At 43.5% G+C, this 12,503-nt stretch carries 17 protein-coding genes and 1 pseudogene; 5 read left to right on the top strand and 13 right to left on the bottom strand.

Annotation, left to right across the window (positions count from 1 at the left end; genetic code table 11):
- Positions 1-99: 99 nt before the first annotated feature.
- Both OGM63_RS29640 and OGM63_RS22475 read right to left on the bottom strand, forming a co-directional pair.
- Positions 100-189, bottom strand: a pseudogene (locus tag OGM63_RS29640) (DUF6737 family protein); the annotation flags it as partial.
- 34 nt (positions 190-223) lie between these two features.
- Positions 224-604 carry a CU044_2847 family protein gene (locus OGM63_RS22475; protein ID WP_263747884.1) on the bottom strand — a complete coding sequence of 127 codons (381 nt, stop codon included), beginning with the start codon at positions 602-604 and terminating at the stop codon, positions 224-226.
- Between the two features lie 120 nt (positions 605-724).
- Between OGM63_RS22475 and OGM63_RS22470 the strand changes: the two genes are divergently transcribed.
- Positions 725-4,018, top strand: a complete 3,294-nt coding sequence (locus OGM63_RS22470) for an nSTAND1 domain-containing NTPase (protein WP_263747883.1) — start codon at positions 725-727, stop codon at positions 4,016-4,018.
- 107 nt (positions 4,019-4,125) lie between these two features.
- Here OGM63_RS22470 and OGM63_RS22465 read toward each other — a convergent pair whose 3' ends face one another.
- The 6 genes from OGM63_RS22465 to OGM63_RS22440 all read right to left on the bottom strand — a co-directional run bounded on the left by OGM63_RS22465 (position 4,126) and on the right by OGM63_RS22440 (position 5,984).
- Positions 4,126-4,395 carry a HepT-like ribonuclease domain-containing protein gene (locus OGM63_RS22465; protein WP_263747901.1) on the bottom strand — a complete coding sequence of 90 codons (270 nt, stop codon included), beginning with the start codon at positions 4,393-4,395 and terminating at the stop codon, positions 4,126-4,128.
- Positions 4,396-4,457: 62 nt separating this feature from the next.
- On the bottom strand, positions 4,458-4,748 hold the full coding sequence (locus OGM63_RS22460) for a nucleotidyltransferase family protein (RefSeq protein WP_263747882.1): 291 nt from the start codon (positions 4,746-4,748) through the stop codon (positions 4,458-4,460).
- Positions 4,745-4,996: a hypothetical protein gene (locus tag OGM63_RS22455; protein ID WP_263747881.1), complete on the bottom strand. Its 252-nt coding sequence runs from the start codon at positions 4,994-4,996 to the stop codon at positions 4,745-4,747. The genes OGM63_RS22460 and OGM63_RS22455 overlap by 4 nt, the downstream gene beginning before the upstream one ends.
- A gap of 16 nt (positions 4,997-5,012) precedes the next feature.
- Entirely contained in the window at positions 5,013-5,447 is a 435-nt protein-coding gene (locus OGM63_RS22450) for a type II toxin-antitoxin system VapC family toxin (protein ID WP_263747880.1), read from the bottom strand.
- Between the two features lie 17 nt (positions 5,448-5,464).
- Positions 5,465-5,662 (bottom strand): hypothetical protein, encoded by a 198-nt coding sequence (locus OGM63_RS22445; protein ID WP_263747879.1) that lies wholly within the window; start codon positions 5,660-5,662, stop codon positions 5,465-5,467.
- Between the two features lie 70 nt (positions 5,663-5,732).
- Positions 5,733-5,984: a hypothetical protein gene (locus OGM63_RS22440; RefSeq protein ID WP_263747878.1), complete on the bottom strand. Its 252-nt coding sequence runs from the start codon at positions 5,982-5,984 to the stop codon at positions 5,733-5,735.
- A gap of 38 nt (positions 5,985-6,022) precedes the next feature.
- Between OGM63_RS22440 and OGM63_RS22435 the strand changes: the two genes are divergently transcribed.
- The 3 genes from OGM63_RS22435 to OGM63_RS22425 all read left to right on the top strand — a co-directional run bounded on the left by OGM63_RS22435 (position 6,023) and on the right by OGM63_RS22425 (position 6,861).
- The gene (locus OGM63_RS22435) at positions 6,023-6,211 is read left to right on the top strand and encodes a hypothetical protein (RefSeq protein WP_263747877.1); all 189 of its coding nucleotides are present in this window, start codon (positions 6,023-6,025) and stop codon (positions 6,209-6,211) included.
- A 31-nt stretch (positions 6,212-6,242) separates the two neighbouring features.
- Positions 6,243-6,494, top strand: coding sequence for a UPF0175 family protein (locus tag OGM63_RS22430; protein ID WP_263747876.1), 252 nt, complete (start codon positions 6,243-6,245; stop codon positions 6,492-6,494).
- Between the two features lie 73 nt (positions 6,495-6,567).
- Positions 6,568-6,861 carry a type II toxin-antitoxin system RelN family antitoxin gene (locus OGM63_RS22425; protein ID WP_263747875.1) on the top strand — a complete coding sequence of 98 codons (294 nt, stop codon included), beginning with the start codon at positions 6,568-6,570 and terminating at the stop codon, positions 6,859-6,861.
- 75 nt (positions 6,862-6,936) lie between these two features.
- On the opposite strand, the gene OGM63_RS22420 is transcribed toward OGM63_RS22425, so the two are convergent.
- The 5 genes from OGM63_RS22420 to psbB all read right to left on the bottom strand — a co-directional run bounded on the left by OGM63_RS22420 (position 6,937) and on the right by psbB (position 12,101).
- Positions 6,937-7,521 carry a Uma2 family endonuclease gene (locus tag OGM63_RS22420; RefSeq protein WP_263747874.1) on the bottom strand — a complete coding sequence of 195 codons (585 nt, stop codon included), beginning with the start codon at positions 7,519-7,521 and terminating at the stop codon, positions 6,937-6,939.
- A 170-nt stretch (positions 7,522-7,691) separates the two neighbouring features.
- Positions 7,692-8,426, bottom strand: coding sequence for an HAD family hydrolase (locus OGM63_RS22415; RefSeq protein WP_263747873.1), 735 nt, complete (start codon positions 8,424-8,426; stop codon positions 7,692-7,694).
- 164 nt (positions 8,427-8,590) lie between these two features.
- On the bottom strand, positions 8,591-9,823 hold the full coding sequence (locus OGM63_RS22410) for a 30S ribosomal protein S1 (protein ID WP_263747872.1): 1,233 nt from the start codon (positions 9,821-9,823) through the stop codon (positions 8,591-8,593).
- 479 nt (positions 9,824-10,302) lie between these two features.
- Positions 10,303-10,407, bottom strand: coding sequence for a photosystem II reaction center protein T (locus OGM63_RS22405; protein ID WP_163519197.1), 105 nt, complete (start codon positions 10,405-10,407; stop codon positions 10,303-10,305).
- A 155-nt stretch (positions 10,408-10,562) separates the two neighbouring features.
- On the bottom strand, positions 10,563-12,101 hold the full coding sequence (psbB, locus tag OGM63_RS22400; RefSeq protein ID WP_263747871.1) for a photosystem II chlorophyll-binding protein CP47: 1,539 nt from the start codon (positions 12,099-12,101) through the stop codon (positions 10,563-10,565).
- Between psbB and OGM63_RS22395 the strand changes: the two genes are divergently transcribed.
- Positions 12,101-12,286, top strand: coding sequence for a hypothetical protein (locus OGM63_RS22395; protein WP_263747870.1), 186 nt, complete (start codon positions 12,101-12,103; stop codon positions 12,284-12,286). The two genes, psbB and OGM63_RS22395, sit on opposite strands and share 1 nt — an antisense overlap.
- Positions 12,287-12,503: the final 217 nt, after the last annotated feature.

The following is a 12,503-nucleotide window of genomic DNA, read 5'->3' as shown; positions in this document are numbered from 1 at the left end:
TTGGGTACTTCAACACGATGTTTGGGTACTTCAAAACGATGTTTGAGTACTTCAACACGATGTTTGAGTACTTCAACACGATGTTTGGGTACTTCAACCGAGAACTGTTAGCCAGATGATTTTAAATAGTAACCAGCTACCACTAATTAAGGTTACACCCGTGAGAAGTATAGACCAAGGCTGACACCACTCCTGATTAGAGTATCTTTAATTTCCGGGTGGGTTATGTATTCGGCTTCGGAAATGAACACTCAACGGTAATCTTCAAATTACTTTTAGCAGTGCCTTTTGTGACATAAGGAACCCCCGCTTCTCCACCAATTTCGATACCGAATTCTAAAGTAACTTTGTTGATGTTATCAATGGGAATTTGCTTAAACGCATTCAAGCTATAAACAGTATAAGCACGTATTGTATGTTGAATGACCTGAAAATTTTGCAACATTTGCTTTCGCAGTTCTTCAGAAATTCCCTTATCAGTTAGTGCTTCTTCCTCTTCCTCTGCGGGTTCTTCGGGGATAATTAAGGGAACGTTCACATCTTCGCTAGCTTCGATGTAGATAATTGTGTTGTCATCGAGTTGGATAGGTGCGAGTTTGGTCATAGCAGGAATTTATTTTAACAAAACAATATTTCAGTAATTTTACTCGGAAATTGTGCTAATTTTTTTGTATTTCTATTAGTTAAACAATCGCTCTGTTAAGCTAGAGCAAGGCTTTCTGCTATGAGCCGCGATGCTTTGGTAATTGGAATTAATACATATAATTACGATCGCTTGACCAAACTATCAGCGCCCGCACAAGATGCAGAGGCGATCGCGCAACTGTTAGAATCCGACTTTAAGGTAAAGCGCTTACCTGCGGTCAAGGATAAGCAGAATAACACGATTCGCGTGGGAAAGACAACTCAAGTTAGTTTAACTCAGTTAGAAGAAGCGATCGTCCAATTATTTAAGCCAGAAGGCAGAAATATTCCCGACACTGCACTGTTGTATTTTTCCGGGCATGGACTGCGGAAAGACCGAGGCATTCAAGAAGGCTTTTTGGCTACCAGTGATGTCAACCCTGATTTAGGCAACTGGGGTATTCGCTTGAAATGGCTGCGGGAATTATTGCAAGAAAGCCCGATTCGACAGCAGATTATTTGGCTGGATTGTTGTTATAGCGGTGAATTACTGAATTTTGCCGAAGCAGATCCGGGGGATAGGGGGAAAGGACGCGATCGCTGTTTTATAGCAGCTTCACGAGAGTTTGAGGTGGCATATGAAGCGATCGATAGCAAGCATAGCGTGTTGACAGAGGCGTTATTGCAAGGGCTTGACCCCAGACGATATTCCGGCACATGGGTAACAAACTACACTTTAATTGACCTTCTCAATCAGCGTTTGCAGGCATTTCCCCAGAGTCCCATATTTGCTAACTCCGGTGGTGCGATTAATTTGACGCGCACTTCGCAAGCAGCAAACCCAGATAGGAATTCAGTTGTCACAACGATTTGCCCTTATCGCGGGTTGCAATATTTTGATTGTACAGAAGAAGATGCTAAGTATTTCTATGGAAGGGAAGCGCTGACAGACCAGTTATTAGAAAAAGTGCGTGTAGGGAATTTCCTTGCCGTGTTGGGAGCATCAGGAAGTGGTAAATCTAGTGTTGTCAGGGCAGGATTACTTTATCAGCTTACCTTGGGGCGGCGGTTGTCGGGTAGTGACACTTGGCAAATCAGGATTTTTCAACCGGGTGAGCATCCCCTTGAAAGTTTAGCACTTGTGTTTGTAGACGCGAATTTGTCAGCAGTGGAACGGGCGAAACAGTTGGGGGATGCAGAGGATTTAATTGCTCAAGGTGCAACGGGGTTGCGACGGTTAGTGCAGTCTTCACCAAGTCGGGTAATATTGGTTGTGGATCAGTTTGAGGAAGTTTTTACCCTGTGTCACGATGGGGTAGAACGGCAGAAATTTTTTGAATGTCTTTTGGGAATGACCTCTCCCCTAACCCCTCCCCTGCGAGGGGAGGGGAACCGGACTCCCCCTTCCCTCGTAGGGAAGGGGGCTGGGGGGTTAGGTCTGTGCGTAATCATTACGATGCGGGCAGATTTTTTTGGCAAGTGTGCGGAATATGGCAAACTAACACAGCAGATTCAGGAAAATCTGGTGACGGTGACACCGATGACAGAAGAGGAGTTGAGACAGGCTATTACCGAACCTGCGAAACAGGTAAGTTTGCAAGTCGAGCCTGAGCTAGTTAACCAGATGATTGTCGATGTGGAAGGTTCACCGGGAAGTTTGCCGTTATTACAGTACACGTTAACTGAGCTTTGGCAGCAGCGAAGCGAGGAAAAATTAACAATTTCCGCTTACACGCGACTAGGTGGGGTGAAGGGAACGCTGCAAAAACGCGCTACTGAGATTTATGAGAGTTTGTCACCAGAGGAACAAACAGCAGCAAAGCGGATTTTTCTTGAGTTGACGCAGTTAGGAGAGGGAACGGAAGATACTCGCCGGCGGGTTTTGCTACAAGATTTAGTTACATCGCAGCCATCAAATAATGTAGAGACGCGAAATAATGTAGAGACGCGAAATTTCGCGTCTCTACAAATAGAACAGGTGATTCAAAAATTAGCGGATGCGAAGTTAGTTGTCACCAGTACTTTGATTGAAAAAGGAGCGCAATCAGGTAAAGTGGGGGTGGTAGATGTTGCCCATGAAGCGCTAATTCGCCATTGGTCGCTATTAAGAAAATGGCTGGATGAAAACCGGGATAAGCTGAGGCAAAAGCGCAAAATTGAAACTGCTGCCGAGGAGTGGCGACATCAGGATAAGGCAAAGGATTATTTGCTTCAAGGAAAACCTTTGCAAAATGCCAAGGCGTTTCAGAAACAGCAAGTTGGAAATCTAGCGTTATCTAACCTAGCGGAAGAGTTTATTAGCAAAAGCCTGAAACAAAGGTGGGTTAGGTCACTGAAAACTGCTAGCCTTCTGACAATTCCGATCTTGGTTGCCCTTTTTGGTGTTATCCCAGTTCTAAGAAACCAAAGCTACAACGGAGCTTGGGAAATTATTAGAAGTCGAGATAAAAAACAAGGAAAGCGTGCAGCACTGGAGTTACTGACAGAGGGATGTTGGAAAATAAATCAATGGCAATGGATTCCTACTGAAGTTGCATTTTTATTGTTTGGAGGGTGTACTAGTTTTAATGGCGATGATCTTAGGGGTGCGAACCTCAGCTTTGCCAACCTCAGGAGTGCGAACCTCAGGGGTGCGAACCTCAGGAATGCCGACCTCAGCCTTAGCAAACTCAGGGATGCTAACCTCAGGGATGCTGACCTCATGGGTGTCAACCTCAGGGGTGCCGACCTCAGCCTTGCAAACCTTGGAGGTGTGATCCTCAGGGATGCCAACCTTAGCTTTGCTGACCTCAGCTTTGCCAACCTTAGGAGTGCCAACCTTAGGGATGCGAATCTAAAACGGGCTGTTTACAACAAAGAAACAAAATTCCCTAATAATTTTGACCCTGCTAGTCAGCAGATGCTCTTGATTGCTCCTGGTGTTAACCTCAATGGTATTGACTTGAGCTATTTAGACCTCAGCTATACTGACCTCACAGATGCCAACCTCAGCGATGCCAACCTCAGCGGTGCCAACCTTAGCTATACTCTCCTCAACGGTGCCAACCTCAGCGATGCCAATCTTAGTAATGCCAACCTGAGTGGTGCCATCCTAAAACCGCCTGTTTACAACAAAGGAAAAGAATTCCCTGAGAATTTTGACCTTGCTGGTCAGCAGATGCTCTTAATTGCTCCTGGTGTTAACCTGAGCAATGCCGACCTTAGCAATCTTGACCTCAAGTTTACTAACCTCAGTAATGCCGATCTCAGCAATGCCGACCTCAGCAATGCCGATCTCAGCTTTATTAACCTCAGCAGTGCCAAAAACCTGACTCCTGAGCAAGTTAAATCTGCCAAGAATTGGGAGAAAGCGTATTATAATCGCGAGTTTCGCAAAAAGCTAGGGTTGAAGTAGATCGCGTTAAGTTTTGAGCGGTTGTGTTCGGAGTGCGATCGCATTTGTGGGGAAGTTGCAGGGAGTGCGATCGCATTTTTGGGTAGTTTGGGAGTGCGATCGCAATTTCAAGATAATGATTGTAAAATTGCTTCGATCTGAGGCTTAAGTTTTGGTAATTCCCGCTCAACAACCAACCAAACTATATCTAAATCGATTTCAAAGTAATTATGAGTTAAAATATTCCGCATTCCAATCATTTGCGACCAAGAAACTTCTGGATTTTCATCACGAATATCAGCAGATAATACACGCGATGCTTCTCCAATAATTTGTAGGTGTTGAACAAACCAAGTTTGAATTAGTTCGTTTTCCTCAAAAGCTTCCCGACCTTGAATTGCATATTTTTCAATCCGTTCAATCGCTTCTCAAATATCGTACAACTTTTCCCGATTATCCCTCATAATGGAACTGCCTCGCTTAATACCCGCTCTCGAATGCGCGATCGCAGTCCTTTCTCGGTGACAACATCTACTTCACAACCAAGTATATCTTGCAATTCCATTAATAACCCACCCAAGTCAAAAAGGCTACGTCCTGGTTCCATTTCCACCAAAAAATCTACATCGCTATTAATATCAGCTTCATAACGTGCGACCGAACCAAAAATTCTGATATTGTATGCACCATACTTTGCAGCAACTTGTAAAATATCTTCTCGTTTGGTTCTCAAAATTTCATATATATTCATGACTCAATATTTGTTTTTATCTTATTCTTAAATGATATGCGATAAGCCTCCGGCTTAACGCTTCGCGTATCGCGCTTTAGTTTGAGTGATTGGTTTGAGGATGCGATCGCGTTAAGTTTTGAGTGGTTGTGTTGAGAATGCGATCGCGTTTTGATTTTGGAAGATTTGTTTGAGAGTGCGATCGCATTTGTGGGGAAGTTGCAGGGATGGCGATCGCATTTTTGGGTAGTTTGGGAGTGCGATCGCATTAATGTATATTTTCTACTATAAGGCGATTGTCCAATCCTCAATCGTTAGTCCTGCGACTTTACTAAAATCTCGATGATTGCGAGTTAACAGAACCAATCCACGAGATAAAGCAACTGAAGCGATTCGCGCATCCATTTTTGCCAGTGTAATTCGTTGTGAATGTAATTGCTCAAATGCCGCAGATGCATTACGGTCGAATAAAATAAGAGGCAACACTTTAAAATCATTAATAAGTCGTGCCATTATTTCATATCCTTTCACAACATCGTCTGGGTTTTGAGCGCGATTGATATAAGCATGACAACCAAGTACTTGTTCGTGAAATGTCACACTGGACACGGCAAAATCTGATAGCGGATGTTGAGCCATACGTGCCGAAATGTTTATGTAATCTTGCCCAGTTTGACGTTGAAGAATACTGAGATGATCTGTATCTAATAAATATTTCATACCTCGTCGGCTTGCACTTAGAGAAGAGACTCATCCCCTTGACGAATTGCTTTCCCATAAGCGAGCATCTCTTCAAAAGCTGGCTCATCTTTAAAAGAGCCGGTAATTTGTTGCAACCAATTGGTTGTTTGGGGAGTCGATACTTGCTTTTGCAACTGGACGATCGCAGATTCTACTGCTGCAAGCCGTTCTTCTAAAGAGGTGTTGGTTGCCATTTTAAGTTTCTTCTTTAATCGACAGTCCAATTATACAGAAAATTTCTAGATCATCTGGATGTGTAAGGACTCAGCGATCGCATTTTTGTGGTTTTGATTTCCCGTGTGATCGCGCTTGCTTTGAGCGGCTTATTTGAGAGTGCGATCGGGTTTGAGGAGAGTTTGGGGAGAGCGATCGCGTTTTGTTTTCAGCAGTTGATTTGGGAGTGCGATCGCGCTGGAATAGGTTTGGAATGGCGATCGCGTTTAGTTTGAGTGGTTGCTTTGGGAATGCGATCGCGTTTGGGTTGAGGAGTGCGATCGCATTTCCAGCTATCTCCAAAAGTTACAATGAAGATGGTATTGACAGGAAAGGCAAAAATGACTGCAAAAGACAACATCAAAGCTGAAATTGATAGCCTGAACGAAGAATATCTGGATGAGCTATATCTTTTAATTAAAGATTTTGCTCAATCTAAACAAAACTTGAAAAAACCTAGTTTTATGTCAAAATTGAAACAAATCAAGATTGACGCTCCAGAAGATTTTGCTAGTAATCTTGATTCATAGTATTTATAATCCCCCATTAATCCCGAAATCTATGAGTATCATTATCTCAGATGAAGTATTACAAACAACCCAAATGTCAGAGGCTGAGTTGCTGACTGAAATTGCTATTATGCTGTTTCAAAAGGAGAAATTTACTTTAGGTCAAGCAAGCCGTTTTGCAAAAATTAATCAACTCCAGTTTCAACGATTACTTGCAAGTCGTCAAATACCTTTGCACTACGATATTGCTGAACTCAGGGAGGATGTCAAAAGTTTGGAAGCAATTGGCAATGATTATAGTTAGTGATACACCACCTATTAGTAATTTTCCTTAATATCAAGTCTTGCTTGGACAGTAAAAACGTAGCGACTCATTAATGTTAGGATCTTCAACAAATCAAGGTAGAAAACAGATGAAAGCGATCGAAGTTACTGGCAAGATTGACCAAGAGGGAAATCTAATTCTGGATGAACCAATTCAGGGAAACACTTATCCTCATCAGGCTCGGGTGATTGTGTTGGTTCCAGAACAGGGAGAAGCAGAAGAGATTGACCCTGATGATACACCCATTGAGGAAATTAAAACCAGCTTAAGAAGAGCCTTACATCAGGCAAAAACCGGGCAAACTAGACCAATTAGTGAGATGTGGGATGGGATTGATACAGAGTGATAATGCGGTTTCAGTTTTGCTGTGGTTTGAGGAATGTGCGTAGACGCCTTGCGGCTTTTCGTCAGGCGATCGCTCTCACGATACAATAATTGGTGGTAACATTTCTAAAACCACAATCTGCAAATCTGCAAACTGTAAAGGTGAAATTCTTCCATCTTCACCTAAAATCACTTTGCTTTGATAGCCTTCTTCATTGGGTTCTCCAAAGACATACAATTGACGATCAACGACATCTATTACCCAATAATCTGCAATTCCTGCTTGTGCGTAAGCTTTGGCTTTCGTTTCACAGTCAAATTTTAAACTGCTATCGGCTACCTCAATTATTAAATAAACCTCGCTGGGGGTAGGATGATGATCTGCATAGTCGAGTGGGTCGATTTGCACAACTGCAACATCTGGTTCTGGTTCTGAGAAATCATTGAGTGTTATCGGGTTTTGAATTGATATCGAAGCTTGATTCCCCAAACAGTTGTGCAGTAACTTACCTATTCTCCCTACCGCAGAACAATGTGCAGTACTTTTGGCACTCTTCCAGATAATCTTTCCTTCTAACAGTTCCACTCGCTCATCTTCATCCAAAATCCCAGTCTCAGCCATGCGGTGGTAGTCCGCAACTGTCCACAAGCGAAGATTTAAGGTGGTATCTGTATTCTGCATGGCTTGTGTATTAAGTGTGAAGATTATTCAGGTTAGCTTGCACTCTTATTATTTAATATAGTAGCACTTCTGTGCTATTGACATAATTCATATTTTGTGATGTAAGTTAGGGATATTGAAGCGATCGCTCTCACTTCACTTTTGAAACAATGCGATCGCATTCAGCGTGATTAAGCTTCTACAACTTGAATTTCATCGAGTTGATTAATCACCACATCCGCACCTTGGACATTATCTAACTTATCAATCCAAGTAATACCAATGCAACCTGCGGATTTAGCGTTACGCGCCATTTGCATATCACCTACGGAATCACCTATCATCAAGGTGGCGTTAGGTTCTACTCCCAAAGTTTTGCAAGCTTGTAAAAATAATATTGGATCTGGTTTACTCGGACCTTCATCTACTCCCATGGACAGTTGAATGTAATCGCTCAATTGGTGATACTTGACAAATTCATTAACTTCTGCTGTAGTTGCTGCTGAGAGTATACCGAGTTTCAATCCCGCTTCCGACAAAGATTTTAACACGTCTTTACTACCGACAAACAGCGGGGAAGAAGTCTTGCCGATGTATTTTTCGGCTTCATCTAAGGCTTGACTGGCTATTTTGAGCGATTGAAACCAACTTTTGCCAGTTTCGGCAATATATGCGGCAGCAGCGATTTCTGTTTCGCGACGACTTGCCACGGCTATTATACCAGCAGGATCTAGGCTTGAGCCATTAATCCCAAACGCCATTAACAAAGGTTCACCAGTTCCGGGAACTTGAGCATCTATAATTCTTGCTGCTTTTTGTGCAAGCGATCGCAAATACGTTTCTGAATCTTCCAGGGTACCGTTTTTGTCAAACAAAATCGCCTGTATATTAGAAAACGTCATGTTTCTACATTTAATAGTTACCATAAAATTCCCCCGTTGAAAACATGGCGATCGCCATGTTCTTATATTAAAGACATCAGACTTCACACATTGCTAATTATAAAAAAAAGAGAGGAAAATCCCTCTCTCTTGATCCAAAGCTTTCACATTTTTAGTAGTTATAACTGACTACAAATATAGCTTCACAATTATTCTACAGCCGAGGGAATTTCTTCTTCCACCGCTGCGGGGATTTCGGCTTCTTCCATAGCAGCTACGGGGATTTCCGCTTCTTCCATAGCAGCTACGGGGATTTCCGCTTCTTCCATAGCAGCTGCGGGGATTTCCGCTTCTTCCATAGCTACGGGGATTTCCGCTTCTTCCATAGCAGCTGCGGGGATTTCCGCTTCTTCCATAGCAGCTGCGGGGATTTCCGCTTCTTCCATTGCTACGGGGATTTCGGCTTCTTCCATTGCTGATGGGATATCTTCTTCAGCCAATACATCAGCTTCAGCAACTTCAGCGACCACAGTCAAACCTTGCTGTTTAGCTAACATTTGTTCGCGATATTTAGCAGCCATTTCTTCTGCTTTATCGTAGACCAAATCGCGATTTTTAATCATGTCACCTGGTTCGGGTTCCAACTGTTTTGTAGACAGAGAAATCCGACCTCTTTCTGCATCCAAGTCAATGATCATGACTTTCACTTCATCATTGACGTTAAATACACTGTGAGGTGTATCAATATGTTCGTGGGAAATCTCAGAAATGTGCAAGAGACCACTGACACCACCAATATCAATAAATGCACCGTAAGGTTTGATACCGCGAACTGTACCGATGACAACTTCACCAACTTCTAAGCGATTCATCTTACGCTCAACCAGCGCTCGACGATGGGATAGAACTAAGCGATTACGCTCTTCGTCTACTTCTAAGAATTTCAATGGCAAATCTTCGCCTACCAATTCTTCTTTAGGTTTGCGGGTGCTAATGTGAGAACCTGGGATAAAACCACGTAATCCCTCAATTCTTACCAAAGCTCCACCACGATTGGTCGCAAACACACCAGAACGAACAGTAGCATCTTCTGCTTGCAACTGCCGTACTCGTTCCCAAGCTCGCATATATTCAATGCGACGAATGGAAAGAGTTAATTGACCATCTTCGTTTTCATCTGTGAGGATGAAAAATTCCCGCGTTTCGTTTGATTGTAAGACTTCTTCCGGGGCATCGACCCGGTTTATAGACATTTCCTGTATAGGTATATATGCTGCGGTTTTTGCACCAATGTCAATCAGAGCGCCGCGCGGCTCTATACTGAAAACGGTTCCTGGTACAACATCTCCAGGGCTAAAGTGATAATCGTATTTGTCTAATAGAGCAGCGAAATCTTCGTGAGTGAAGCCTATTTCTGTAGCGGTTAATTTCTGATTGACCATGCTGTTTTGTACCTGGTTTTAGTCTCCGTAAAGTTATTGCTCGGGCTTTGAATGTATGTGCAAGCGCTTTTGTTGCGGCTGTTTACACCTACATCCTTTCTATCCTAGCGCAGAAAAGCTGGGTTTAACACATATCAACTTCCAGATTGAATATTATATCACATGTGCAAAAGCGTAATTAATCATTGAGTAATTAATTCTAGATAAGGAAGCGATCGCTGTTTAAGATCAAAGGGACGCTTGGATTCAAGAAGAAATTATGAGCAAGATTTGCTTGGGGTATGAATAGCAATACATATCTTCACTGTAGTTTCGCTTTTCCTGGTGTCCAAGCTCGCATTGCCTCCCCAATTCAATCACTAATAAAGAAACAACAAAATAGTGACAAAATCATCAAAAAATATCCGCTGTTACCAAATGGTTGCAGCGGATATTAGTTTATATTTTGTGATTAAAAGACGAGTAGCAGAGAAAATCTACTACTCGTCTTTCTTCTCGATGCGGGGAGGTTCGCGAAATGCGATCGCAAAGAAAAGAACTCCTATTGCCAAGGTCAAAATCAAAATGTATGCAATGCTTTCCATATCACAACTTCCTACCTATCCAGCCAGTCTAGTAATGATAGTGTACCAAGATACAGTCTATAAAGGATGAAGCACGAAGATTTAGAAACTTCTTCTTTTTTATACTTCATCCTTCATCTTTCTCCTGTCACCAGACGCTACGCGAAGATCCTTTATTAAGCTTCCTTACGGCGGGTTGACTTGTCACCCACTTTCTGGAATAGACCCCACTCAACTTGTTCTTCGAGATCGGCGTCAACACCAGCAAAGACGTCTCGGTAGATTGTCCGAGAACCGTGCCAGATGTGACCAAAGAAGAACAGCAGAGCAAACACAGCATGACCGAAGGTAAACCAACCTCTGGGACTGGTACGGAAGACTCCATCAGGTTTAGCTGAATTGTTGCTTTGGTCTGCGTCAAACTCAAATGGTTCACCCAATTGTGCTAGACGAGCGTACTTCTTAACATCAGCTGGATCTTTAAAGGTTTGTCCGTTTAGTTGACCACCGTAGAAGCTAGCAGTCACACCAGCTTGCTCAAAGCTGTACTTTGATTCTGCCCGACGGAAAGGAATATCCGCACGGACAATACCATCAGCATCGGTCAAGATGACTGGGAAGGTTTCAAAGAAGTTCGGCAGACGACGTACATCTAATTCCCGACCTTCGCTGTCTTTGAAGACTGGATGACCCAACCAAGATGAAGCAACACCATTGGTTTTATTCATCGGTCCGACGCGGAACAAACCACCTTTAGCGGGGCTGTTGCCTACGTAGTCAAAGAATGCCAGCTTTTCGGGAATTCGTGACCAAGCTGCCTCCAGACTTGCACCATCGGCAACGTCAGCTTGTACGCGTCGATTAATTTCTTGTTTGAAGTAATCTTGATCCCATTGATAACGGGTAGGACCAAACAGTTCAATTGGGGTAGTCGCGTTACCATACCACATAGTACCGGCAACGACGAAGGCGGCAAAGAATACTGCGGCAATACTGCTAGAAAGTACAGTTTCGATGTTACCCATCCGCAAAGCTTTGTAAAGCCGTTCGGGGGGTCGTACTGTCAGGTGGAATAAGCCAGCAATAATACCAACCACCCCAGCAGCAATGTGGTGAGCCACAACCCCACCAGGGTTAAAGGGGTTAAACCCAGCAGGTCCCCACTCAGGTGCTACTGCTTGAACGTGACCGGTTAAGCCGTAGGCATCAGAAATCCACATCCCCGGTCCAAATAGCCCGGTGAGGTGAAAAGCACCAAAACCAAAACAAAGTAAACCAGATAAGAACAGGTGAATGCCAAACATTTTTGGCAAATCGAGAGCGGGTTCACCAGTGCGGGGGTCTTGGAATAATTCCAAATCCCAGTAAACCCAGTGCCAAACGGCAGCTAAGAATAATAGACCAGAAAGAACGATGTGAGCAGCGGCTACACCTTCAAATGACCAGAAACCAGGATCGTAACCGGGCTGTCCTGTGACGTTCCAGCCTCCCCAAGAGCCAACTACACCTAAGCGTGACATGAAGGGTAGAACATACATCCCTTGACGCCACATTGGGTTTAGTACGGGATCGCTGGGGTCAAAAATAGCTAGTTCGTATAAAGCCATCGAACCAGCCCAGCCTGCCACTAGAGCTGTGTGCATCAAGTGTACAGATATCAGCCGACCCGGATCGTTCAGAACGACTGTATGTACTCGGTACCAGGGTAGTCCCATTGACTACGCTCCTCCTCGACGAATTATGTTTACAAGCAAGTTTTCGGGTTTTTGTTATTGCCACCAAATTCTTCCACAGTTTTGCCTTCAAAGTCAGGCAATGTGGACAATTTGGCAATGCTCACACCAAGAAGGTAATCTTACCCCGAAAGGTAGCGATCGCCCGTTTTCACCGCACGCAATAAATTTTATTTGATAAAATTCATTTTTTGTTCCCGAAGAACAAGACAAACGTTTTTTTTAGGCGTTTGGGCGGTTGAAAGTGCTTTGCTGTCGCAAGTGCAAAAATGAGAATGTTTTAAAAAGTGTAACTATTGATGGACTTGTTTGCAAGCGGGTAAGTAATGGCGATCGCGTAGCATTACGGATAGAGTGAGGAGTGGGAGAGTTCTTGAGAGGGGG

The organism is Plectonema radiosum NIES-515 (assembly GCF_025753815.1).
Classification (GTDB): Bacteria; Cyanobacteriota; Cyanobacteriia; order Cyanobacteriales; family Nostocaceae; genus Hassallia; species Hassallia radiosum_A.
The sequence above is the reverse complement of the archived record's forward strand: the minus strand, read 5'-3'. Positions and strand labels throughout refer to the sequence as shown.